We start from the raw sequence: 23,520 nt of genomic DNA, 5'->3' as shown, positions 1-23,520 counted from the left end.
GGCCTTAACCTAAATCATGTCTATAGGGTCTACGTCTAAGCTCCAGCGTACTTTTTGTGCAAGTTTACTGGTACTTAAATAATCAACCATTTGCGCAAGGTACTGATGTAATATGCGACGATCTTGCGCTTGAATATGCAATTGAAAACGATACATGCCTGCGACTCTTTCAAGTGGGGCAGGGATCGGACCGAGCAATTGTATACCAGATACCCCATTCACAGGAACCAAATCCGTCAAAAAATCGACGACTAGTTTAATACTATGTCCTTGTGCACGCACAATGGCCATATTTGTAATGGGCGGTAAGTCAGCATCATCGCGCTCACTAAGAGCAAAGCGGGCAAAGTCTTGGTAACCATTATTAACTAAGTCTTGCAAAAGAGGGTGTTCTGGAAAGTGTGTTTGTAATAACACTTGACCAGGTTCTCCTGAACGTCCAGCACGCCCCGCTACTTGGGTGACTAATTGCGCTAAATGCTCTGTCGCTCTGAAGTCGCATGAGTATAAGCCGCTATCTACATCTAAAATTATAACAAGGCTCACATCTGCAAAGTGATGGCCTTTGGCAAGCATTTGTGTGCCCACTAAAATGCGTGCGCCCCCTAGGTTTATTTCATCAAGTGCTTTTTCAAGGCTACCTTTTCGGCGAGTTGAATCGCGGTCTATACGAGTAACGGGTGTATCAGGGAACTCGGTCGATAAAAACTCTTCAATTTGCTCTGTGCCTTTACCGTTAGGAAATATTTGCGTACTTCCACAGTCAGGGCATTGGTGAGGGACAGGGTACTGGTCGCCACAGTGATGACAGATCATTTGCCCAATCGCTTTATGAAATGTAGCGCTGGTACTGCATCGTTTACACTCGCTCAACCAACCGCACTCATGGCAAATAAGGGTTGGTGAGAAACCTCGGCGATTTAAAAATACCATAACCTGTTTACCGCGATTTAAGTGCTGACGCATAGTAGCAAGGCTTGCATGTGCAATACCTGCTTGGTCGGGCTGACCTTTCATATCGAGTAACTTAAACTGATTGTCAGTCGCTGTTTGCGCACGCTCCGTTAAACTTAATAGCTGGTATTTGTTATTAATTGCTTTGTGAAGTGTTTCAAGCGCGGGTGTGGCGCTGCCTAATATAAGCGGAATTTTATGCTGAAAAGCTCTGTAAGCGGCTAAATCACGAGCATGGTAACGAAGGGTATCTTGTTGTTTAAATGACGAGTCGTGTTCTTCATCAACAACAATCATACCGAGTTTTAAAAATGGTAGAAAAATACTCGAACGCGTGCCAATAACTATCGCGCAACTGCCTTTTTCGCAAAAACGCCATGTTTGTAAACGTTCGTTGTCGGTAAGTGCTGAGTGCCAAAGCATAATGGGTGTATCAGGAAAGCGGCGGCGAAAACGGTTTACGGTTTGTGGTGTTAGGCCGATTTCGGGCACGAGTACGAGGGCTTGCTCGCCACGTTTGAGTACTTCTTCTAGGCACTGTAAATACACTTCGGTTTTACCGCTGCCCGTTACGCCTTCTAATAAGAAGCTGCTAAAGCCAGTACTTTGATTTATAGCTGTGCAAGCAACCGCTTGTTCTTTATTTAGTACTGGTTTACTACCGACGGTTGGAGCAACACTTTGCCATTGGTTATCGTGCTCAATAGTTTGTGTTATGAGTTCTTTATCTATTAAGCTATCTATTGTTTTTTTACTAAAGCCCAGTGCTTTTAACTCAGTTAATGATGACTTACCTGATTGCGATAACTGCTTTAATAGGTTGAGCTGTGTTTTAGCTTTTAACGACGGTACTTTTGCACCTTTTTCTGTCAGGGCAACCATATTAATACTGGTTTTATCAGGCGATTCACCTTGGCGAAGTGCACCAGGTAGCGCTATATGAATAGTTTCGCCTAATGGGTAGCAATAATAGCGGGCAGTAAAGCTAAGGAGTTCTAAATGCTGGGCACTTAAAATAGGGGCGTCGTCTATTACCTCTATAATATTTTTAATTTTATTTAAAGGGACGTCGGTACTGCTTTTAATACCCAAAACAACCGCTACTTTTTTTTGATTACCAAAAGGTACCAAAACCCGCATGCCAGGTAGTAAAGGAGTTGATAAGCCACTGAGCTGTTCTTCTATTTTATAATCAAAGGTGCGTGGAAGCGGGACTTTAATAGCAACTTCAACAAAACTCATAACAACTCAACCCGTAAAATTAATGCTGTAATGTACTAAAAATAACGCTAAAAACCTACTAGCAATAGCGCTTGAGACAGAGATTGTTCACTTTTTTGGCAAAAATATAAATAAATACTTGTGTGGGGGGAGGTTGTTGGATAAAATCCGCCACCAACAAATTTGTTTTAACGACGTATGGTGCCAAACTCCGGGTTTGGAGAGCGATGCGGCCTTAACTAGAGGTTCCTATGAAAGAAGGTATTCACCCTAAGTACGAAGTAATTTCTGCAACATGTTCATGTGGAAATAAATTCGAAACTAGCTCAACTCTTTGTAAAGACATTCACTTAGACGTATGTTCTGCGTGTCACCCGTTTTACACTGGTAAGCAAAAAGTTTTAGACACTGGCGGACGTGTTGATCGCTTCAACAAGCGCTTCGGTGCACTTGCCAGCAAGAAGTAATTATTGCTGTTTAGTTAAAAAAAGCACCTTAGGGTGCTTTTTTTGTGCCTAAAATTTGTTATTTATTATCTTATACCAACCTGCATAAATCTTTGAGCAATTTAACGAATTAAATTGCACTATAACGTCGTTAAAAAATTTTTATTTAGAACAACTAGATACAAAAATTTTAGCCTAGTTCTAGCGTAATTTTCTTAACGTTAAATAGACCCCATATATAAGCAGATTGGTATTATTTCGTTGATTTTAACGATCCCCTCCTTTTGCATAACTATTTCCTATTCCTATTCTTATTCTGAGTATGCATAATCCTTTACAGACAAATCGATAGATATTCTCTATATTTTAAATAGTACAATTTTTAACTAGGTTGATAAAAGTAGCTAACGTGGGCTTATCTGTTTTTAAAGTAGGGTAGTAGGCTGTTATTCTAAGTTTATGCTGATACTTTAAGTATACATTTTATAAGATTTTGATAGGCATAAAAGCACCTTAAAACTTACTTTTTAGGTGAATTTTTATTTATTAAATGTTGATATAATCCTGCAAAGTTACTGAAAAACCTCTTAAAATTATAGGATATAGCATATAACAGGATAGACCTGATATTGCTTGGAATTTAAAAATAATAAGGGTATCGTACCCCAAGACTCCATCTCTCACTTTAACTTAAATTGCAGGATACAATCGCGTTATGTCTGACTTTCGTGAACAAGCACTACATTACCACTCACATCCCGTACCAGGTAAAATTAGCATTGAGCTTACAAAACCAGCTGAAACGGCTCATGATCTTGCACTTGCGTATAGCCCAGGTGTTGCCGAACCTGTACGTGAAATAGCTGCAGATCCTGCAAATGCTTATAAATATACTGGTAAAGGTAACATGGTTGCGGTTATTACTAATGGTACTGCAATTCTAGGCCTTGGTAATTTAGGTCCTTTAGCGTCTAAGCCCGTAATGGAAGGTAAAGCGTTATTGTTTAAACGTTTTGCAGGGCTTGATTCTATCGATATTGAAGTTAAGCACAAAACAACAGAAGACTTTATTAATACGGTTGCCAATATTGCCGACACATTCGGTGGTATTAACCTTGAAGATATTAAAGCACCAGAGTGTTTTGAAATAGAAAAAGCATTAATAGAGCGTTGTAGTATTCCTGTTTTTCATGATGATCAACACGGTACTGCCATTGTAACGGCTGCTGGTATGTTAAATGCGCTAGAAGTACAAGGTAAGTCAATTGAAGATGCAATTATTGTATGTTTAGGTGCAGGCGCTGCCGCTGTTGCGTGTATGGAGCTGTTAATTAAGTGTGGTGCACTGCGTGAACACATTTATATGCTTGACCGCAAAGGTGTTATTCATACCCGCCGCGATGACTTAAATGAATATAAACAGCTTTTTGCTAACAATACCGATAAGCGTACATTGCAAGATGTAATTGCAGATGCGGATGTATTTGTGGGTGTTTCTGGCCCTAACTTATTAGCGGCTGAAGATTTAAAGCTAATGGCTGCAAAACCAGTTGTGTTTGCATGTTCAAATCCAGATCCTGAGATTGATCCTGCACTTGCGCACGGCGCACGCAACGATTTAATCATGGCAACAGGACGCTCTGATTACCCTAACCAAGTTAATAATGTTTTATGTTTCCCGTTTATTTTCCGTGGTGCACTTGATGTACGTGCAAGCGCTATTAACGATGAAATGAAAATTGCTGCAGTAGATGCTATTCGAAGTATTGCCAAAGAGCCAGTACCTGCAGAAGTTTTAAAAGCCGCTGGTGTAGATAAACTAGAATTTGGTGCGCAGTATATTATTCCAAAACCAATGGATCCACGTTTACTGCCGCGTATAGCAAGAGCTGTTGCACTTGCTGCTATTGAGTCAGGTGTTGCACAAATTGAGCTACCTGAAAACTATATGCAGTAAATCTATACAGTAGAGCTATGCAATAAAATTTAGACATAAAAAAACCTCAGTAATTACTGAGGTTTTTTTGTCTTTGTAATATTTATTCTTCGTTTAAAACGGGTACTTCTAGACCCATTTCTTGCATTATTTTTTTAACTTCTTCTGGCACTTTTTCGGCGTTATCTTTACGTAAGTCATCGTCATTTGGTAAAGGTTGGCCAGTAAAAGCATGCAAAAATGCCTCACATAGCAATTCACTATTTGTAGCATGGCGAAGGTTATTGATTTGACGACGTGTACGTTCGTCAGTTAATACCTTTAATACATTTAGCGGGATCGAAACGGTGATCTTTTTAACTTGCTCTGATTTTTTACCGTGTTCTGCGTATGGGTGAATATACTCACCATTCCATTTAGCCATAAGATGTATCGTTGCCTCAGATTATTAATTTCTCACACGGTATAAAAAGCGTGTAAATATGCGTGAAATTCTATCGATTTAAAAAAGATAGTCAAATAATAGATACCGATCTATCTTAATAAGCCTATTGTAGGTGTAAAGATAAGCACACTTTTGTGAGCTAAAATGTGTTATTCGCAGAGGCCCCTTCTACTTTTAGCCATCTAGAGCTTTAAAATACTTTGACTTATCAAAACGGATAACTTACTCTTTTAGACGTCTAAACATCCAAATTAATCAGGTGACGAATATGAGCGAAAAAAACAAAGCGACCATTGCTGTACGTAACGGCGTTGATGCTGATAAACATCATGGTGCGGTGGTACCGCCAATTTATTTATCGACTACTTATTCGTTTGCCGACTTTGATACTAAGCGTGAGTATGATTATGGTCGTAGCGGTAATCCTAATCGTGATATTTTAGCTGAGACGCTTGCTAAGCTTGAAGGTGGCGCTCGTGGCATAATTACAGCTACAGGCATGGCTGCCGTGCATTTAGCTACTCAGCTACTTAATAGTGACGATACGTTAGTAATTCCACATGATTGTTATGGTGGCAGCTATCGTTTATTTACATCTTTACAAAAACGCGGACTACTAAAGCTCGAAATATTAGATTTAACAAAAGAAGAAAGCCTTCAACAAATTTTAGTAATTAAACCAAAGCTTATTTGGATAGAAACCCCAAGTAACCCAGTACTTCGTTTAACAGATATTAAAGCGGTTACCGATGTGGCTAAGCAATGCGGTGCATTGGTGGCTGCAGATAACACGTTTTTGTCGCCTGCCTTACAAAACCCTATTAAGTTTGGTGTAGATATTGTGGTGCATTCAACCACTAAATACATTAACGGACACTCAGATGTAGTAGGCGGCGCTGTTATTGCAGCAACACAAAAGTTAGGCGATGAGCTTGCTTGGTGGGCTAATAACATTGGTATTACGGGTGCGCCTTTTGATAGCTATTTAACGCTTCGTGGTTTACGTACTTTAAATGTGCGCCTAAGGCAGCATCAAGAAAATGCACTGGCAATAGCTAAGTACCTTGAAAGCTCTGAATATGTAAGCCAAGTTTACTACCCAGGTCTTGAGTCACATCCTCAACATGAGCTGGCTAAAGCACAGCAACTTGGTTTTGGTGGCATGGTTAGTTTTGATATTAAAGGCGATATAAATGACGCTGCAGCATTTTTAACTAGCCTTAAAACGTTTAGTTTAGCTGAGTCACTAGGTGGCGTAGAGAGCTTAATTTGTCACCCTGCAACTATGACGCACGCAGGTATGGAGGCAACAGCACGTTTAGAGGCGGGTGTGGGCGATACGCTTATTCGTATTTCGGTAGGTATTGAAGATATACACGATTTAGTCGCTGATTTTGAACGAGTGTTTGAACTTGTAAAACCAGGGCAAAATAAAAATGTTGGCCGTGTAGGCAAAGGAGCAGGCACTCCTGGTGGTAACGTTAAATTAAGTGCAGCCCGTCCGGCGCTTTGGTGATTAATATGGTCAATTGTGTACATAAATTTGGTGGCTCGAGTTTAAGCTCTAGTGAGCGCTATCAAAGCGTAGCTAAAATAATTATTGGGCATACTCAGACGGGCGACTGTGTGGTGGTATCGGCTGCGGGTAAGACAACCGATACGCTAGTATTACTTTGGCAAAGCTATCAAAAACAAGATACTCAAGCAGTAGCTGATATTTTACTGCAGTTAAATAACCATCAAAGTGATTTAATAGAGCAGTTATTACAAGCTGATTTAAAGCGCAGCGCACTTAAAACACTAAGTATCGAACTTAGCTATATTGCAGAACTTACTCAAGCTGAGCAGCTAAAAGAGGCTGCATTACTTGCACATGGCGAACTGTGGTCAGCACGTTTACTCGCTACTTATTTACAGCAGCTAAATATTGAGGCATGCGCTCAAGATGCACGTACTCTTTTTACCTTAAATGATGGCGAATTAATGCATGCGCAAAATGCGCAGCAATGTGGGCAGTTAATTTTGCCTAATAAGATAAATGTTGTTACTGGGTTTATTGCAGCAGATATCAAAGGCGATACTGTAACGCTTGGCCGAAATGGCAGTGACTACAGTGCAACACTACTTGCAAATTATTGCAATGCTAAGCAAGTATGTATTTGGACTGATACACAGGGAGTGTATAGCACTGATCCTCGAAAGGTAAAAAAAGCGATTAAATACGGCAAAATTTGCCGTGGGCAAGCTAATTTATTAGCTCGTTTGGGTAACCCTGTATTACATGCAAAAACACTATCGCCACTTAAAAACACAGATATTAAGCTAGCTGTTCGCAGTAGTTTTGACGTACAAGCAAGTCCAACAGATATAGTCAAAGAAGGTTCAGCGAAGAAAAAGCGCTTTATAACCACGTTGCAAAATGTTGACCTATTAATGGTTGAAGGATTAAGTGAAGGTGAGGTTGCAAGTGTTAGTCAGCTTATTCAGCATAGCCTTCATCACTTTAACCATAATGGTGAAGTGTATTTAGTAGTACCTGCAGCACAAACTTATCTGGTTATTAATTATTTTGCGGGTAGGGCAAATATTAGCGAGTCAAATTTAAACGGTTGTGCAATTGTAGCGCCTGAGCAAGACGTTAATACATTAAGCTTACAAGCATTAGATTTATTAAAACTCCACAGCATAAAACCTCGTTTTGCCCATCAAGATACTGGCTATGCTTTATTGCTTACCGATCAATTTATAGATAGTGATATACAAAGTGACTTACACGATAAGCTAATTAATAAAGGCCAAGAAATCGCAATTATAGTTGCGGGGCTTGGTAACGTTGGCGACGTTTTCATTAAACAGTTATCGGCACAATTTGAGCGTTTATCGGATGACTTTAGTATTAAATTAGTCGGTCTAATTCGCTCTAAAAAAATGCTGTTTAATGCAAGTGGTATTAATACACAGCAATGGAAAACTCAATGGCAGCATGAGGCAAATAGCTATCAATCTGCAGATTTACTGAATGCTATAAATGAGCTCGATTACGAGCATAAAATTGTAATTGATATTACCGCAAGTGAACAATTTAGCTTGTTATATCCAGACTTTGTAGATAGAAACTGTCATTTAATTAGTGCTAATAAATACGCTGGAACAGCACCGACTACTTGGTATAAAGCACTTCGTAGTAATATTACAGAACGTAATTTACATTGGCGATATAACACCAGTGTAGGCGCTGGCTTACCTATTAACTTTGCTTTGGCTGATTTGCAAAATAGTGGCGATAAAATAACACGTATAGAAGGTGTTTTCTCAGGCACGCTTTCGTGGTTATGTAGTAAATATGATGGAACAAGGCCATTTTCTGAGTTGCTACTGGAAGCTCAGAAAATGGGATTCACAGAGCCAGACCCTCGCGAAGATTTATCTGGGCGAGATATGCAGCGTAAGCTACTTATTTTAGCTCGAGAGCTAGGTGTTGAGCTTGAACTTGACGATATTAGCTTATCGGCATTGATGCCAGATGAACTTGCGCTGGGAAGTTGGGATGACTTTTTAAATAAAAAAGCACAGCTAGACGCGTTCATCGAAGAGCATGCAGTGACAGCAAAGTCTAAAAATTCAGTACTTAGATATACGGGCTTGTTAGAAATCACACAAGGTGAAGTAATTGCTAAAGTGGGAATAGCGTATGTGCCTAATGGCGATGCGTTAGCAAACCTTACACCAGGCGATAATATTTTTGTAATTAATAGCAAATGGTATAGCGATAACGCATTAGTGATTCAGGGGCCAGGAGCGGGTAGGGAAGTGACCGCTGCGGGTGTGCACTCTGATTTATATTGGCTTGTTCAAAACTTAAAATAAACATTTGGTTTAAACAAAAACGGCAGCTTAAATAAGCTGCCGTTTTTGTATTACATACATATTACTAAAATAGCTCTTCTTCTGTTTTAGTGTCTTCTTCAAATATATCGTTAGGCTGAGATAGCACATACTTTGTAGGTGCGGTGCCTTTTTCAAAATATTCAAATCGACTTGTGTAGTCATTTTTATGGCTAAGTAAGCCTGTAGCTAAATCAATACGAATAGAAACGAGTCCCTCAGGCGGCTCAATTGGGGCTTCAGGCTTGCCTTCAAGTGCCGCTTTCATAAATTCAACCCACGCTGGCTGCGCGGTTTTAGCGCCCGATTCAGCACCTGATATTTGGCTGCTATCTAGGTTGTTGTTATATGTAGAGCGACCAAGAGCGTTGCCCGGATTATCAAAGCCAACCCAAACTGAGGTCATCACATTACTATTAAAACCGCTAAACCAGGTATCTACTGAGTCATTAGTTGTGCCTGTTTTACCCGAAATATCGCGACGGTCTAGTGCTTGTGCTCGCCAACCGGTTCCACTCCAACCTGTTTTATGAGCCCAGCTACCCCCCCCCCAGATTGCACTATTCATAGCATCGGCAATTAAAAATGCATTCTGCTTAGAAATAATTCTCGGTGCACATTTTTTAGTTTGCTCCTCTTCACCATCACTATTATGAATTGAGAGTGCATTGAGTGTTGGCAAAGGCTCTTCGTCACAGGCAAGAGCAGGGTTTGCTTTAAACAATACATTGCCATAAGCGTCTTGAATTTCTGAGATGAAGTAAGGTTCAATTAAGTGACCGCCATTGGCAAATGTACTCATGCCTCGGGCAAGTTCAAGGGGAGTAATGGAAGCACTGCCAAGGGCTAATGATTCACTGCGATTAATGTCAGCGTCTTTAAAGCCAAATTTTAGTAAGTGATCAGCTGTACGTTGTAATCCAACACCACGCAGTAAACGCACCGAAATAACGTTTTTAGACTGTGCTAAAGCACGGCGAATTCGAATAGGACCGTTGTAAACAGCAGGGCTGTTTTTAGGGCGCCATGCTACGCCTTGGCTCTTATCCCATTGGTTTATAGGTGCATCATTTAATATAGACGCAAGCGTGTAACCTTTTTCAAGTGCTGCTGAATATATAAAAGGTTTTATATTAGAACCCACTTGACGCTTAGCTTGTATCGCTCGGTTGTATTGACTTTGCTCAAAGCTGTAACCCCCTACAATAGCTTTTATTCTACCGTCTTGTGGATCGAGGGATACAATAGCGCTTGATGCTTCTGGTATTTGGCTTAATAAGTAGCTGTTATCTTCGTTTTGACGTACCCATATTTGCATACCTGGCGTTAAAATATCAGTAGCTGCTTTTGGAGCAAAGCTTTGGCGGTAGCGAGTAATATACTTACGCGCCCATTTTAAACTATCCCAACTGAGAGTTGTTTGCTCACCGTTTTTAAGTAGTACTGTAGCTGTTTTATTATTAACACTGAGTACTGCTGCAACTTTTAAAGTGCCTAACTCATTTACGCTCTGTAATTTATTGAGTATTTGTTGCTCAGTTAAAGCTGGTTGTGTTTCAGGATTCCATAAAACATCAGTTGGACCTCTAAAACCATGACGCATATCGTAACTGTGTAAGTTATTTACAAGTGCGTTTTGCGCTGCTTTTTGAACCTTTGACTCTACTGAGGTAAAAATTTTAAAACCAGAGTTATAGGCTTTATCTACCCCATAGCGCGAAACCATTTCAGCGCGCACCATTTCAGAGATATACGGTGCGTATAAGTTTATTTCTGCACCGTGAAAATAAGCTGTAATAGGTTGGCTAGTTGCTTCGTTATATTGCTCTTGTGTTATATAGTCTTCGGTCAGTAAACGGCCTAAAACTACATTTCGGCGTGCTTTTGCACGCGTTGGGTTACGAATTGGGTTTAAAGCTGAAGGTGCTTTAGGTAAACCTGCAATCATCGCCATTTGTGCAAGTGTTAAATCTTTTAGCTCTTTACCGTAATAAACTTGCGCTGCTGCACCAATACCGAAAGCACGATTACCTAATTCTATTTTATTAAGATAAAGCTCTAAAATTTCGTCTTTTGTTAACACTCCTTCAATATGAAGCGCTATAAATATTTCTTTAACTTTACGAATATATGCTTTTTCGCGTGTTAAAAAGAAATTACGAGCAAGCTGCATAGTAATAGTACTTGCACCTTGTTTTTTCTCGCCAGTAGATATAAGAACAACAGCCGAACGTACTATACCAATAGGGTCTATGCCTATATGATCGTAAAATCGATTATCTTCTGTCGCTAAAAATGCATTAATGAGTGTTTGAGGAATTTCATCAATAGTCACTGGAATACGACGTTTTTCACCAAATTGATTGATTAAAAGCCCATCTTTAGTGAATACTTGCATAGGAGTTTGTAATTGCACGTCTTTTAAAACTTGCACACTGGGGATATCAGGTTTAACGTAGTAATAAAGACTGATCAAAGTAATCAGACCAATTAACACACAAATGATAAAAAATTGTAAAGTTCGTTTTAATAAAATCACTTATATTTCCCTAAATGGACTCCCAATTGCGAGTTTTGACTGCTAGTATATATTGATTAAAAAATGAATAATATTTTTTCATATAAAAATTATAACTTGTTTATTATTAAAACAAAGGCCAAGTTGAAACATGCTAAGTCAACTATTTCAAAAACCGTCCCAAATGATGGTAGGAATTGATATTGGATCACACTCTATTAAGGCTGTGCTTTTACGTGAAATTGAAACTGGATTTCGACTCGAAGCACTTGCAATTGAGCCGATGCCAAAAGGCGCAATGAGTGAGCGCACAATTCAAGATATTGAAGCGATTGGTAACGTAATTACAAAATTAAGAAAAAAATTACCAAAGTCGTTAAAATCTGCAGCAGTGGCTGTTTCTGGCCAAACAGTCATTACAAAAGTGATCTTCATGGATGTATCGTTAACTGATGCTGAACTTGAGTCGCAAATTGAAATTGAAGCCGATAGTTTAATTCCATATCCTCTTGATGAAGTGAGCCTCGACTTTGAGAAGCTTTCGACGAATGAGGCCGACCCTAGTAAAATGAATGTTTTGCTTTCAGCTGCTCGTACTGAGAGTGTAGAAGCGCGTGTTGGCGCTTTAGAAGCTGCAAATTTAGAAGCTAAAATAGTTGATGTAGAAAGCTATGCATTAAGTCGTGCAATGGATGTGTATTACCAACAATTACCTAGCGACGCATTTAATAAATGTGTGGCTGTGGTTGATATTGGTGCAGTTTTAATGCTCGTGAGCGTTGTTCAAGCAGGGGAAACAATTTATACACGTGACCAAGTTTTTGGTGGCGATCAATATACAAATAGTATTGTTGCTTATTATAATAAAGGGTTTGATGAAGCTGAAATTGGTAAAACATCAGGTGATTTACCGCCAAACTACACCTTTGAAGTATTAGCCCCTTTTCAAACTTCGTTACTTCAACAAGTACGACGTGCGGTGCAAATGTTTTTAACAACCAGTGGCAAAGAGCAAATCGACTATATTGTATTAACGGGCGGTACATCGATGATTAAAGGTATTGACCGATTACTCATTGAAGAACTAGGTATTCACTCTGTCGTTGCTGAGCCTTTTGAAAATATGGAAATTTCTCCAAAAGTAGATCGTAATGTAATGCAGCGTCACAAAACGCAGTTTGCAATTGCGACAGGGTTGGCATTAAGGAGCTTTTCAACATGCCACATATAAATCTACTTCCTTGGCGTGAATCGCAGCGCGAAGAATCGAAAAAGAAATTTGTAACTATACTTATTGGTGTCGTTATACTTTGTTTTGCGAGTATGTACTTATTAAGCTCTTTTTATAGTGCATTAAAAGACGGTCAAAACTTAAAGAATAACTATTTAAGCTCAGAAATTAGCATGCTAGATAAAAAAATAAGTGAAATTAGAAGTTTAGATAAAAGAAAAGAAAACTTACAACAGCGTATGAGACTCATTGAAGAATTACAAAGCAGCCGTAATTTGGGTACGCAAATAATGGATGAAGTTGCCAAAATAGTACCGGGTGGGGTTTATTTAACAAAACTCGAGCGCAGAGGCAGCCAAATACATGTATTGGGACGCAGTGAATCTAATAATCGTTTATCAACAATGCTGCGCCAAGTACAAAGCTCATATTTACTAGAGAATCCTTCAATGCAAGGCATTGTTGCAGGCGATCAATCTTCGCGTTTACTTAGTGATTTTAATATGGAATTTTATGTAAAACCATTTGATAAAATTGGTGAGGTTAGCGATGAGCCTTGATTTTAAAGCACTGAGTGAAATTGATTGGAATGAAATAGAGCTCGATAACATTGGCGATTGGCCTATTGCAGTTAAAGCAATTTGCTGTACGTTTGTTGCCGGACTTGTATTGTTTTTTAGTTATAGCCTATTAGTTTCTGATGAAATTGATAGTTACCACAGTGCAGTTGCGAAAGAGGTCGAGTTACGCACAACTTATCGCACTAAATACGCAGTCGCGAGTAAGCTTGAGATCTACCGTCAACAAATGATTGAAATGGAAGATAAGTTTTCACAATTATTAAAACGTTTACCTACCTCTAACGAAACCCCTGGTTTACTTGATGATTTGTCGTATGTTGGCACAACAAGTGGTCTGACTTTTTTAAAAATAGGTTGGTTACCAGAAGTCGAGAAAGAATTTTATACTGAATTACCGATTAAAATAGAAGTGATAGGGACCTACCATGAATTTGGTGAGTTTGTGGGTAAAGTAGCTCAGTTACCACGAATTGTAAGCTTACATGACTTTTCTATTTTATCATCGGGCGATAAACAGTTAACATTTAGTGTTGTTGCAAAAACATATCGTTATGAAGAAGGGGTTAAAAAATGAAGCTCCTTCGCGTAGTACCTGTAGTAATGGTGTTTGTTTTGAGTGGTTGTAATGATGATACGTCTGAGCAAAAAGAATTTATTGATCAAGTAAAAGCAAGCACAACACCAAAGGTTGAATCAATTCCTGAGCTGACAAAGTTTGAAATATTTGAGTACAGTGCTGGTCAGCTACGTAGCCCGTTTGTAGCGCCTCAGCCTGAGATAATCCAAAATAAATTAACGCAAGTAAAAAACTGTTTGCACCCAGATCAAGAGCGTCGCCGCGAACCGTTAGAAAAATACCCGCTAGATAACTTAGCAATGAAAGGCACAATTGGTTCTAGTGGACAAATATGGGCATTAATAACAGCAGCTGACGCTACTTTGCATCGTGTAACGGTAGGGAATTACCTTGGTAGTTATGATGGCAAAGTAAAAACAGTAAGTAACGACTATATAGAGTTAGTGGAATTAATCTCTGATGGGTCTGGCTGTTGGAAAGAGCGCTTGACTAAATTAGAAATGTTAGAGGCGGCAACAGATGGCGCAAATTAATAATAAAAAAGGTAAAAATAGCATGCATAAGGATGTACTTTGGCTTCATCGTATTTCACGAACATTACTGGCTGCTGTTGCTTTAGTCACTGTAAATTCAGCCGTTGCAGGGCCGTTACTTTATGATGTTCGTTATAATCCATTACTTAAAGGCGAAACTGAGTTACAGCTTGTTTTTGATGAAGAGTTAACGCTTGAGCCAAAAGTTCAGGTGTTTAATAGCCCAGCCCGAATCGAAATGTTTTTTGATACCGCAGAGTTAGAGGTTGGTTTAAATGATGTTGAAGTTAATCAAGCTGGAATTAGCAGTGTTACTAATGTTTTAACTAACAGTGGTTTAAAGGTAACGGTAAACTTAGATAGATTAAAAATTTATGAAACTGAAGTTCATAACAACTTAGTATCAATACGCGTGTCTGATAATCCTCTTACAGAATCTGAAAATGAAGATGTAGCGATGGACTCAGGTGACGTAAGTGGAAATTACATCAACCGTATCCAATCAATTGACTTTAGACGTGGTGAAAAGGGCGAAGCGAAAGTACTCGTATTTTTACAAGACACTCAAGCTGCAATTGAAGTTCATGAAAGTGGCGGTAAAATTTACGCTGACTTTCATCACACCGATATTTTAGATGACCTACTTTATGAATTAGATGTATTAGATTTTGGTACTGTTGTAAGTAATATCGAGACTTTTAAAGAAGACGGATTAAGTCGTGTCGTTATTGAGCCAAACGCTCAGTTTACATTTACGTACCAGCAAATAGATAATATTTTAACGCTGACGGTAGAAAAAGATGAAACGCAAAACGCCTATTTAGATGGTGGCGTTGAGTATCAAGGTCGCCCTATGACCTTAAATTTTCAAGATATCTCTGTGCGAGCAGCACTACAAATTATTGCGGGTTATAACGATTTTAACTTAGTAACCAGTGATTCAGTGACAGGTAATATAACACTGCGCTTAGATGGCGTACCGTGGGATCAAGCGCTTGACGTAGTATTGCGTATTAAAGGGCTAGACAAACGCATGGATGGCTCTATTTTAATGGTAGCGCCTGCAGAGGAGCTTGCGGCACGTGAAGCTAAAGATTTAAAAGCTAAACAGCAAGTTGAAGACTTAGAACCACTCTATAGTGAATACATTCGATTAAACTATGCTAAAGCCGAAAATTTTGCTGACTTATTAAAAACAGATAGGAACAGTATTATAACTGCCCGCGGTAGTGTATCGGTTGATCAGCGTACAAATACTTTATTGGTAAAAGATACTGTAAAGAGTATAGAAAACATTCGCCGGATGATAGAAACACTCGATATTCCGGTACAGCAGGTTGTAATCGAATCTCGAATGGTAACTGTGCGCGATAACGTTACTGAAGACTTAGGCGTACGCTGGGGGTTTAGTGATCAAGGCAGTAGTGTTGGTATTTCTGGCTCCCTTGAAGGCGCAGAAGGTATTTATAACGCGACATCAACTTCAAATGCGCCAAGTATTTCAGATCGATTAAATGTAAATTTACCAATTTCTAATCCTGCGGCCAGTATTGGTTTGCACATAGCAAAGTTGGCTAACGGTACATTAATTGATTTAGAGCTAAGTGCTCTTGAAGAAGAGAATAAAGGCGAAATTATTGCTAGTCCGCGTATTATAGCGGCTAATCAGCAAAAAGCGCGAATAGAGCAAGGTACTGAAATACCTTACACTGAGTCAGCTTCAAGTGGTGCTACTACTGTAAGCTTTAAAAAAGCGGTACTAAGCTTAGAAGTAACACCTCATATCACACCTGATAATAAAGTAATTCTAGACTTAATTATTACTCAAGATACTCGTGGTGATACTGTACAAACGGGAACAGGTGAAGCAGTGTCTATTGATACCCAAGAGATTCAAACTCAAGTGTTAGTTGAGAATGGACAAACCGTAGTACTCGGTGGTATTTTCCAGCAGCAGATCATTAATACTACGAGTAAAGTGCCAATTTTAGGTGACATTCCTTACGTAGGAAGACTATTTAAAACCACAAGTGAGTTTAATGAAAAGCGTGAATTACTTATTTTTGTGACACCAAAAATACAAATTGATTAAAATACAGTGGTTTTATGTTAACCAACGGGTGATTATTTAGATTAATTGCTCGTTATATGGCTTTTTATGCTAATTGACTTGAAATACCCCCGCAATTACTGAGATAATCCCCTCCTTAATTTTGGGGCCAGGTCGTTAGGCGGGGTTTTATTTCAAATTTTAGAGTTTGTTTGTACTAAAAGATATGGCTGAGAAACGTAATATATTTCTAGTTGGCCCCATGGGGGCTGGCAAAAGCACGATTGGTCGTCACATCGCTGACCAATTACACCTTGAATTTGTTGATTCTGATCAAGAAATCGAACGCCGCACAGGTGCAGATATTGCATGGGTATTCGATCTTGAAGGTGAAGAAGGCTTTAGACTTCGAGAAGAGTCTGTTATTGGCGATTTAACCGAGATGCAAGGTATTGTACTTGCTACCGGTGGTGGTTCAGTAATGAGCAAAGAAGTTCGAAACAAGCTTTCGGCTCGAGGTATCGTTGTATACCTAGAGACACCTATAGAGAAGCAAGTTGCACGCACGCAACGCGACAAGCGTCGCCCATTACTGCAAACTGAAGAAGCACCTCGTAACGTACTAGAGCGCTTAGCAGAAGAACGCGAGCCACTATACAAAGAAGTTGCTGATTTTGTTGTACGTACCGATGAGCAAAGCGCTAAAGTTGTTGCTAACCAAATCATCGAGAAATTAGATTTTTAAAAACCAATAATAAAGGAATAGCTAAGCATGCTTAAATTAACTGTTAATTTGGACGAGCGAAGTTATCCTATTTATATTGGGCAATCTGCACTTCAAGATAATGGCCGCCTGGTTCACCACATTGGTGATTGTCGGCCTATCATCATTACTAATGACACAATAGCGCCTTTATATTTGCAAAGGTTACTTGATTCATTAGCTGATCTAAATCCGCTATCTTTTATTATTCCTGACGGTGAGCAATATAAATCACTAGAATGGTTTGAAAAAATATCAGCATTTTTACTACAAAATAACTGTGGCCGAGATACGTGTTTAATTGCGTTAGGTGGCGGTGTTGTAGGTGACCTAACTGGTTTTGTAGCGGCTTGTTATCAGCGCGGCGTACCGTTTATTCAAATACCAACGACAGTGCTTTCACAGGTTGATTCATCGGTAGGTGGAAAAACGGCAGTAAATCATCCGTTAGGTAAAAATATGATAGGGGCATTTTATCAGCCTCAAGCGGTTTTTATTGATACGCAAACATTACACACTCTACCTGCACGAGAGTTTGCAGCAGGTATGGCTGAGGTAATTAAGTATGGTCTGATTTACGATACCGAATTATTTGCCTATTTAGAGCTAAATGTGACTAATTTACAGCAACTAGATGAAGCATGCTTACAGCATATCATTTTTAGATGTTGTGAAATAAAAGCGCTTATAGTTGCTCAAGATGAAAAAGAACATGGCTTACGAGCTTTGTTAAACTTAGGCCATACATTTGCCCATGCAATTGAGGCACAGATGGGTTATGGCGTTTGGTTACACGGCGAAGCTGTTGCAACAGGAATGGTATTAGCAGCTAAACTTGCCAAGACACGCCAAGATTTAAGCGCAAGCGAAGTTGATCGAATTATTAAGCTGCTTGAGCTATATAATTTACCAACAGAAATTCCAAAGCAAATGACTAGCGAGCAGTTTTTAACGCATATGCGTAAAGACAAAAAGAATAAAAAAGGCACTATCCGCTTTATTCTACCTACCCAATTTGGCCAGTGTGCATTAGTTGATAATGTATCTGATGATCAAGTTAGAGACTTAATCGAGCAGTAAATGCAGTCACAAATTTTACCAAGCCGTGCGGCTTTGGTGGATAGAATCGCACTGCAATTTGAGTACGGGCAAAATTTAATTGTTTTACTTGGCACTTCTGGGCTAGGTAAAAGTTACATGCTCGAAACCTTCATTACAGATAAATACAACGACTTTAATAAAGCCTTCGTGCAAGTAAGTGCACAAATGACTGATGCTCAGCTAATGAGTGAGTTATTAGAGCAAAGCTTTAACTCTCCCCTGATTGATCATAACTTAAGTTTACCTGAAAACTATTACCAATTACTGCAGCAGCAACCATGCGGGCCATGTTTATGGGTACTTGATGGCGGTAGGCAATTATCTGATGAGATGTTAATTGAGCTTGAGTTACTTTCTAAAAACAGCCCAAATACGCTATATATTATAATAGCTTCACAGTCTAAACTGGCTTTAAATAACGCTGTTGAAATTTATCTGGAGCCGCTAACGCTTCGAGAAAGCAAGATGTTATTGCAGTGGTACTTTACAGACTTACCCTATGATGAAGACCCTGTATTTAGTACTTTTTTAGCTGAGGCTCACGGTAATCCAAGCTTATTGCTTGCTTGGCAACCTAGTGAGCACATAGCCGATATTATTGTTAAAGACAAAGTGTCTTGGCGATTACACTTATTGATTTTGATGTTGCTGATTATGCTTTTAATTATTGGTCTGCTTTATAAGTCGGATATGACGCAGTGGTGGCAACAGTATTATCAGCAAGAAGAAACACAAGTAGTAAATACAGCAATATCTATAGAGCAAGTAAGTGAGCCGGCTATAAAGAAAAATGACTCAATAATTAACTTAAATGAACTTGAAGTAGTTGAGCCAGATATTAAGGCAGAGCGTGTACACATTAATGATGTGCCTGCCATAATGCAAAGCCTTACCGAACCTGGCAACACAGTTAACGTATTAGACAATGATGTTGATGATAGTACTAATAATAAAAGCAGTGTATCAAGTGACGTTAAATCTGAAGCTCTAAAAGTAAATACAGCAGAGCAAACTCAGATCAGCCAAGATAATATATGGTACATGCAGCAAATAGATACAAATAGTGTTATTCAATTATTAGCCGTAACTCAGCAGGAAGTTAGCGATAATTTTATTGCTCAATTCAATCTACAGCAGCAAACTCATACTTACCAAACAAAGCGAAATAATAAAATATGGTGGGTTGTTACATTTGGCAGTTTTGAAAGTATAAACGAAGCAAAATCAGCAATGGATACTTTATCTGCTGAGGTTAGAAAAAATAAACCTTTCTATAAAAAAATTAGTAAAATAAAGCAAGAAATAGCACTCGTTGATCAGTAAAACACACTGCTTTAGTGTAAAATCGCGCAACACCAGATTGAAGTAAAGAGCCAATGCAGCAAAAGAGTAGAGCCTTCCTTAAATGGGCCGGCGGAAAATACAGCCTAGTTGAAAATATTAATGCGCGATTAAACCAAGCTAGCAAGCATGCTGATACGTTGGTTGAACCTTTTGTTGGTGCAGGCTCTGTGTTTTTAAATAGTGACTTTAAACACTATATTCTCAACGATATAAATGCAGACTTAATTAACTTATACAAAGAGCTAAAAAGCTCTCCAGATGAGCTGATTAGTGACGCTAAAAAGTTATTTGTAGATTTGAATAATCACGCAGATGCTTATTACGAATATCGTGTGCAGTTTAATCAAAGTCGTGATGTATATGAACGTTCAATATTGTTTTTATACATGAACCGCCATGGTTACAACGGACTCTGTAGGTATAATTTAAAAGGTATTTTTAATGTGCCTTTTGGTAAATATAAAAAGCCTTACTTTCCTGAAAAAGAAATGTATTTTTTTGCTGAAAAAGCACAAAAAGCAACCTTTACCTGTTTAGATTACGATGACGTTTTTAAGTTAGTGCCTAACAATGCAGTTATTTATTGCGACCCACCTTATGTACCATTAAGTAAAACCGCTTCTTTTACGTCTTACGCTAAAGGGGGGTTTAATTTAGATGATCAGGCTAATTTGGCTAATCTGGCTGAGAAGGCTGCCTTTGAAAATGATACACCAGTGCTTATCTCTAATCACGATACCGTATGGACTCGAAAAATTTATAGCCAAGCATCACTTGACCAAATTCAAGTAAAGCGCACTATTAGCCCCAAAGGTGGCTCTAGAAATAAAGTTGACGAGTTGATGGCTATGTATTTAGCACCCAAGCAACCACAGCGTAAATTGCGATAACAAAAGCAATAAATAGTACAACCGCAATTAGGATGATAGAGACAGGAGAGTGTTGTTTAAAATCGACTTGGCGTTTATTTTCAGATTGAACACCAAAAAATGCTGCTAGCACACTTTGCAACGCACTAAAAAATTGCAGCATTATTTAAAATAAAGGTTTTAAAGATGGAGTATTTTTAGAATCATCAGAGCTAGTAAGTAGCTCTAGTAAATCGAGGTAATGAAACTGAGCACTACGGCTATCGCCAGTTAACCACGAAAACCACGATGACTCTTCTTCAGCTTTAACACACGTGATTGTAGTTAATGTGTTTTGAGCACTTACCACTTGTGTATTATGACAATTACCCACTGAGCTTAATTCTTGCTCAGAGCTTGAACCAAAGCTAAACGCCCCGATAAGCAGTAATGCCGACGCAATTAATATCCCAGTTTTAAAAGCACGCATGATGAAATCCAATAATTTGTTACTTTTTTAATCATAGCAAATATTGATTAAAAATCAAACTTAAAGTTACCTGAAATAGGGGCTATTACGCCATATTACTTGGGTAACATCTTCAATTAAGTTACATTAACGCAATACACTATTTATTGATGGAGTTAATCATGTTTAACCCAGAGCAAAAATATTTAATAGCCCCTTCTATTTTGTCTGCTGATTTTGCAAAACTAGGCGAAGATGTTGATAAAGTACTCGAAGCGGGCGCTGACGTGGTTCACTTTGATGTAATGGATAATCACTATGTACCTAATCTCACAATTGGTCCTATGGTGTGTAAAGCACTAAGAGATTACGGCATTACAGCACCTATCGACGTACATTTAATGGTTAAGCCTGTAGATAGTCTTATTCCATTGTTTGCAGAGGCTGGCGCATCAATTATTACTTTTCATCCAGAAGCTAGCGAGCACGTTGATCGTACAATACAGCTGATTAAAGATCACGGCTGTAAAGCAGGCTTAGTGTTTAACCCTGCAACAAGTCTAAGTTATTTGGACCATGTTATTGATAAGCTCGATACCATTTTACTTATGTCGGTTAACCCAGGTTTTGGCGGGCAAAGCTTTATACCTCATACGCTTGAAAAATTACGCCAAGCAAAACAGCGTATTATTGAGTCAGGCCGAGATATTCGCTTAGAGGTTGATGGGGGTATTAAAGTCGATAATATTGCTGCAGCAGCACAAGCGGGTGCTGATATGTTTGTTGCAGGCTCAGCTATTTTTAATCAACCAGATTACAAAGTTGTGATTGACCAAATGCGTAAACAGCTTGGAAGTGTAAAATAATGAAGTACGACGTCGCCTTATTTGATTTAGATGGTACTTTGGTTGATAGCGTTTACGACTTGTATATTGCTATTAATTTAACCTTGAGCAGTCTTGCTTTCCCTATTGTTAGTCAACGCTTGGTTGAAAGCTGGGTCGGTAATGGTGTTGAAGTCCTCGTTAAACGCGCTTTGAGTGGCGATATGCAAGTGAGTGAACATCTAGATGTGTCACTTAGTAGTAAAGCAATATTACAGTTTTATAAGCACTATGAACAACAAGTTGGTGAGTATAGTGTTTTGTACCAACATGTAGAAACCGGGCTTGCAGCACTTCGTGGTATGCCAAAAGCACTAATCACTAATAAGTCTCGAATATTTACAGAAAAACTACTTGATAAACTGGCACTAACGAGTCATTTTGATGTGATTGTATGCGGTGACGATATGGCAAAAAAACCATCGCCAGAGCCATTGCTATTTGCCTGCAAAAAACTAAATGCAGAGCCTAATAAAGCAATAATGATAGGTGATTCTAAAAGCGATATACTTGCAGCTAAAGCCGCTAATATAGACGTAATTGCACTTAGTTATGGCTATAACCAAGGTGAAAATCTTAAGGATTATAATCCACAGTACCTATGCGATCACTTCTTAGATATAATACCTGTTCTAACGCAGCGTTAAATATTATTAATTAAGCAAAATAAAGGAAAATCATGAGTAAACCAGTAGTTTTAAGCGGCATTCAGCCAACCGGTGGTATGACAATAGGCAACTATGTTGGCGCTATTAACCAGTGGCTAAAGTTACAGGAAGACCACGAAAGTTTCTTTATGTTAGTAGACTTACACGCTATTACGGTTCGCCAAGAGCCTGAATTACTGCGCTCTCGAGTGTTGGATGGTATTGCTCTTTACGCGGCATGTGGCATTGATCCTGAAAAATCTGCGTTATTTGTACAATCACAAGTACCTGAACACGCACAGTTAGCGTGGGTATTAAATTGTTACGCGCAAATGGGTGAGCTTAATCGAATGACTCAGTTTAAAGACAAGTCATCTAAGCATGCAAATAACGTAAACGTGGGCTTATTTTCATATCCGGTATTGCAAGCTGCGGATATTTTATTATACCAAGCTGATCAAGTACCCGTCGGTGAAGATCAAAAGCAACACTTAGAGCTGACTCGCGATATAGCCACACGCTTTAATAATTTATACGGCGACGTATTTAAATTACCAGAGCCGTATATTCCTGAGTTTGGTGCACGCGTAATGAGCTTGCAAGACCCACTTAAAAAGATGTCTAAGTCTGACGAAAACCCAAATGGCTACATCATGTTATTAGATGAGCCTAAACAAATTGTGAAAAAGCTTAAAAAAGCAGTAACAGATTCAGATGAACAAGCACGTATTTATTTTGATCGCACAGAAAAGCCTGGCGTATCAAACTTGCTTACTTTATTGAGTGTTGCAACTAAGCGCTCAATAGAAGACCTAGTTCCTGAGTATGAAGATAAAATGTATGGCCATTTAAAGAAAGATACAGCAGATGCAGTTGTAAACATGATTGAGCCAATTCAAGCTCGCTTTAAAGAGATCAGAGAAGATCAAAACCTACTTAATAGCATAATGAAATCAGGTGCTGAAAAAGCAAGTGTACGTGCTGAGAAAACATTGAAATCGGTATACGATGCGCTTGGTTTTATTCCTCGCGGGTAAGTTTATTAAAATAAAAAAATGCCGCTTGTTAGCGGCATTTTTTATATAGC

At 38.8% G+C, this 23,520-nt stretch carries 21 protein-coding genes; 16 read left to right on the top strand and 5 right to left on the bottom strand.

Going from position 1 to position 23,520, the window contains the following annotated elements; genetic code table 11:
- Positions 1-9 precede the first annotated feature (9 nt).
- Positions 10-2,196: a primosomal protein N' gene (gene priA, locus I6F47_RS03155; RefSeq protein WP_024594431.1), complete on the bottom strand. Its 2,187-nt coding sequence runs from the start codon at positions 2,194-2,196 to the stop codon at positions 10-12.
- 230 nt (positions 2,197-2,426) lie between these two features.
- On the opposite strand from priA, the gene rpmE reads away from it, so the two are divergent.
- Both rpmE and I6F47_RS03145 read left to right on the top strand, forming a co-directional pair.
- Complete coding sequence (gene rpmE / locus I6F47_RS03150; RefSeq protein ID WP_007582029.1) at positions 2,427-2,642, top strand: 50S ribosomal protein L31; 216 nt, start codon at positions 2,427-2,429, stop codon at positions 2,640-2,642.
- A gap of 694 nt (positions 2,643-3,336) precedes the next feature.
- Positions 3,337-4,578 (top strand): malic enzyme-like NAD(P)-binding protein, encoded by a 1,242-nt coding sequence (locus I6F47_RS03145; protein WP_007582028.1) that lies wholly within the window; start codon positions 3,337-3,339, stop codon positions 4,576-4,578.
- An 82-nt stretch (positions 4,579-4,660) separates the two neighbouring features.
- Here I6F47_RS03145 and metJ read toward each other — a convergent pair whose 3' ends face one another.
- Complete coding sequence (metJ, locus tag I6F47_RS03140; protein ID WP_007586263.1) at positions 4,661-4,981, bottom strand: met regulon transcriptional regulator MetJ; 321 nt, start codon at positions 4,979-4,981, stop codon at positions 4,661-4,663.
- A gap of 289 nt (positions 4,982-5,270) precedes the next feature.
- Here metJ and metB point away from each other — a divergent pair, with 289 nt between their 5' ends.
- Positions 5,271-6,518 (top strand): cystathionine gamma-synthase, encoded by a 1,248-nt coding sequence (gene metB, locus I6F47_RS03135; RefSeq protein WP_165721230.1) that lies wholly within the window; start codon positions 5,271-5,273, stop codon positions 6,516-6,518.
- Positions 6,519-6,523: 5 nt separating this feature from the next.
- A complete protein-coding gene (gene metL, locus I6F47_RS03130) occupies positions 6,524-8,869 on the top strand; it encodes a bifunctional aspartate kinase/homoserine dehydrogenase II (protein ID WP_165721229.1) in 2,346 nt (781 codons plus the stop codon).
- Between the two features lie 64 nt (positions 8,870-8,933).
- Here metL and I6F47_RS03125 read toward each other — a convergent pair whose 3' ends face one another.
- Positions 8,934-11,426, bottom strand: a complete 2,493-nt coding sequence (locus I6F47_RS03125; protein ID WP_165721228.1) for a penicillin-binding protein 1A — start codon at positions 11,424-11,426, stop codon at positions 8,934-8,936.
- Between the two features lie 130 nt (positions 11,427-11,556).
- Here I6F47_RS03125 and I6F47_RS03120 point away from each other — a divergent pair, with 130 nt between their 5' ends.
- The 9 genes from I6F47_RS03120 (at position 11,557) to I6F47_RS03080 (ending at position 20,475) form a co-directional block, all read left to right on the top strand.
- The gene (locus I6F47_RS03120) at positions 11,557-12,636 is read left to right on the top strand and encodes a pilus assembly protein PilM (protein ID WP_024589891.1); all 1,080 of its coding nucleotides are present in this window, start codon (positions 11,557-11,559) and stop codon (positions 12,634-12,636) included.
- Positions 12,624-13,196, top strand: a complete 573-nt coding sequence (locus tag I6F47_RS03115; RefSeq protein ID WP_007586268.1) for a PilN domain-containing protein — start codon at positions 12,624-12,626, stop codon at positions 13,194-13,196. Before I6F47_RS03120 ends, I6F47_RS03115 begins: the two co-directional genes overlap by 13 nt.
- On the top strand, positions 13,186-13,791 hold the full coding sequence (locus tag I6F47_RS03110; RefSeq protein ID WP_007586270.1) for a type 4a pilus biogenesis protein PilO: 606 nt from the start codon (positions 13,186-13,188) through the stop codon (positions 13,789-13,791). Before I6F47_RS03115 ends, I6F47_RS03110 begins: the two co-directional genes overlap by 11 nt.
- Positions 13,788-14,327: a pilus assembly protein PilP gene (locus tag I6F47_RS03105; RefSeq protein ID WP_197183306.1), complete on the top strand. Its 540-nt coding sequence runs from the start codon at positions 13,788-13,790 to the stop codon at positions 14,325-14,327. The genes I6F47_RS03110 and I6F47_RS03105 overlap by 4 nt, the downstream gene beginning before the upstream one ends.
- On the top strand, positions 14,314-16,419 hold the full coding sequence (locus I6F47_RS03100) for a type IV pilus secretin PilQ (RefSeq protein ID WP_101217493.1): 2,106 nt from the start codon (positions 14,314-14,316) through the stop codon (positions 16,417-16,419). The genes I6F47_RS03105 and I6F47_RS03100 overlap by 14 nt, the downstream gene beginning before the upstream one ends.
- A gap of 184 nt (positions 16,420-16,603) precedes the next feature.
- On the top strand, positions 16,604-17,122 hold the full coding sequence (gene aroK, locus I6F47_RS03095; RefSeq protein ID WP_004589350.1) for a shikimate kinase AroK: 519 nt from the start codon (positions 16,604-16,606) through the stop codon (positions 17,120-17,122).
- Between the two features lie 27 nt (positions 17,123-17,149).
- The gene (gene aroB, locus I6F47_RS03090; protein WP_165721227.1) at positions 17,150-18,220 is read left to right on the top strand and encodes a 3-dehydroquinate synthase; all 1,071 of its coding nucleotides are present in this window, start codon (positions 17,150-17,152) and stop codon (positions 18,218-18,220) included.
- Entirely contained in the window at positions 18,221-19,564 is a 1,344-nt protein-coding gene (locus tag I6F47_RS03085; RefSeq protein ID WP_024594435.1) for an AAA family ATPase, read from the top strand. It abuts the gene before it with no gap.
- A 53-nt stretch (positions 19,565-19,617) separates the two neighbouring features.
- Positions 19,618-20,475 carry a Dam family site-specific DNA-(adenine-N6)-methyltransferase gene (locus I6F47_RS03080; RefSeq protein WP_007586285.1) on the top strand — a complete coding sequence of 286 codons (858 nt, stop codon included), beginning with the start codon at positions 19,618-19,620 and terminating at the stop codon, positions 20,473-20,475.
- Here I6F47_RS03080 and I6F47_RS03075 read toward each other — a convergent pair.
- Entirely contained in the window at positions 20,432-20,617 is a 186-nt protein-coding gene (locus I6F47_RS03075; protein WP_007586286.1) for a DUF2970 domain-containing protein, read from the bottom strand. The genes I6F47_RS03080 and I6F47_RS03075 overlap by 44 nt on opposite strands.
- Before the next feature lie 3 nt (positions 20,618-20,620).
- A complete protein-coding gene (locus tag I6F47_RS03070; RefSeq protein ID WP_165721226.1) occupies positions 20,621-20,923 on the bottom strand; it encodes a hypothetical protein in 303 nt (100 codons plus the stop codon).
- 161 nt (positions 20,924-21,084) lie between these two features.
- Here I6F47_RS03070 and rpe point away from each other — a divergent pair, with 161 nt between their 5' ends.
- The 3 genes from rpe to trpS are packed head-to-tail and all read left to right on the top strand — an operon-like array spanning position 21,085 to position 23,470.
- Complete coding sequence (rpe, locus tag I6F47_RS03065) at positions 21,085-21,768, top strand: ribulose-phosphate 3-epimerase (protein WP_165721225.1); 684 nt, start codon at positions 21,085-21,087, stop codon at positions 21,766-21,768.
- Positions 21,768-22,433, top strand: a complete 666-nt coding sequence (locus I6F47_RS03060) for a phosphoglycolate phosphatase (RefSeq protein WP_165721224.1) — start codon at positions 21,768-21,770, stop codon at positions 22,431-22,433. Before rpe ends, I6F47_RS03060 begins: the two co-directional genes overlap by 1 nt.
- Positions 22,434-22,465: 32 nt before the next feature.
- Positions 22,466-23,470 (top strand): tryptophan--tRNA ligase, encoded by a 1,005-nt coding sequence (gene trpS, locus I6F47_RS03055; protein WP_024589884.1) that lies wholly within the window; start codon positions 22,466-22,468, stop codon positions 23,468-23,470.
- Positions 23,471-23,520 lie beyond the last annotated feature (50 nt).

Source organism: Pseudoalteromonas sp. NZS37 (genome assembly GCF_015864265.1).
Lineage (GTDB): Bacteria > Pseudomonadota > Gammaproteobacteria > Enterobacterales > Alteromonadaceae > Pseudoalteromonas > Pseudoalteromonas arctica.
This window is presented reverse-complemented; position numbering and strand designations above follow the sequence as displayed.

Excerpts from the sequence above, each read along its gene's own strand:
- metL (WP_165721229.1), top strand. The coding sequence starts at position 6,524 with ATGGTCAATTGTGTACATAAATTTGGTGGCTCGAGTTTAAGCTCTAGT.
- I6F47_RS03145 (WP_007582028.1), top strand. The coding sequence starts at position 3,337 with ATGTCTGACTTTCGTGAACAAGCACTACATTACCACTCACATCCCGTA.
- I6F47_RS03110 (WP_007586270.1), top strand. The coding sequence starts at position 13,186 with ATGAGCCTTGATTTTAAAGCACTGAGTGAAATTGATTGGAATGAAATA.
- I6F47_RS03085 (WP_024594435.1), top strand. The coding sequence starts at position 18,221 with ATGCAGTCACAAATTTTACCAAGCCGTGCGGCTTTGGTGGATAGAATC.
- I6F47_RS03120 (WP_024589891.1), top strand. The coding sequence starts at position 11,557 with ATGCTAAGTCAACTATTTCAAAAACCGTCCCAAATGATGGTAGGAATT.
- I6F47_RS03075 (WP_007586286.1), bottom strand. The coding sequence starts at position 20,617 with ATGCTGCAATTTTTTAGTGCGTTGCAAAGTGTGCTAGCAGCATTTTTT.
- rpmE (WP_007582029.1), top strand. The coding sequence starts at position 2,427 with ATGAAAGAAGGTATTCACCCTAAGTACGAAGTAATTTCTGCAACATGT.
- aroK (WP_004589350.1), top strand. The coding sequence starts at position 16,604 with ATGGCTGAGAAACGTAATATATTTCTAGTTGGCCCCATGGGGGCTGGC.
- aroB (WP_165721227.1), top strand. The coding sequence starts at position 17,150 with ATGCTTAAATTAACTGTTAATTTGGACGAGCGAAGTTATCCTATTTAT.
- metB (WP_165721230.1), top strand. The coding sequence starts at position 5,271 with ATGAGCGAAAAAAACAAAGCGACCATTGCTGTACGTAACGGCGTTGAT.
- trpS (WP_024589884.1), top strand. The coding sequence starts at position 22,466 with ATGAGTAAACCAGTAGTTTTAAGCGGCATTCAGCCAACCGGTGGTATG.
- I6F47_RS03080 (WP_007586285.1), top strand. The coding sequence starts at position 19,618 with ATGCAGCAAAAGAGTAGAGCCTTCCTTAAATGGGCCGGCGGAAAATAC.
- I6F47_RS03115 (WP_007586268.1), top strand. The coding sequence starts at position 12,624 with ATGCCACATATAAATCTACTTCCTTGGCGTGAATCGCAGCGCGAAGAA.
- I6F47_RS03100 (WP_101217493.1), top strand. The coding sequence starts at position 14,314 with ATGGCGCAAATTAATAATAAAAAAGGTAAAAATAGCATGCATAAGGAT.
- rpe (WP_165721225.1), top strand. The coding sequence starts at position 21,085 with ATGTTTAACCCAGAGCAAAAATATTTAATAGCCCCTTCTATTTTGTCT.
- I6F47_RS03070 (WP_165721226.1), bottom strand. The coding sequence starts at position 20,923 with ATGCGTGCTTTTAAAACTGGGATATTAATTGCGTCGGCATTACTGCTT.
- metJ (WP_007586263.1), bottom strand. The coding sequence starts at position 4,981 with ATGGCTAAATGGAATGGTGAGTATATTCACCCATACGCAGAACACGGT.
- priA (WP_024594431.1), bottom strand. The coding sequence starts at position 2,196 with ATGAGTTTTGTTGAAGTTGCTATTAAAGTCCCGCTTCCACGCACCTTT.
- I6F47_RS03105 (WP_197183306.1), top strand. The coding sequence starts at position 13,788 with ATGAAGCTCCTTCGCGTAGTACCTGTAGTAATGGTGTTTGTTTTGAGT.
- I6F47_RS03060 (WP_165721224.1), top strand. The coding sequence starts at position 21,768 with ATGAAGTACGACGTCGCCTTATTTGATTTAGATGGTACTTTGGTTGAT.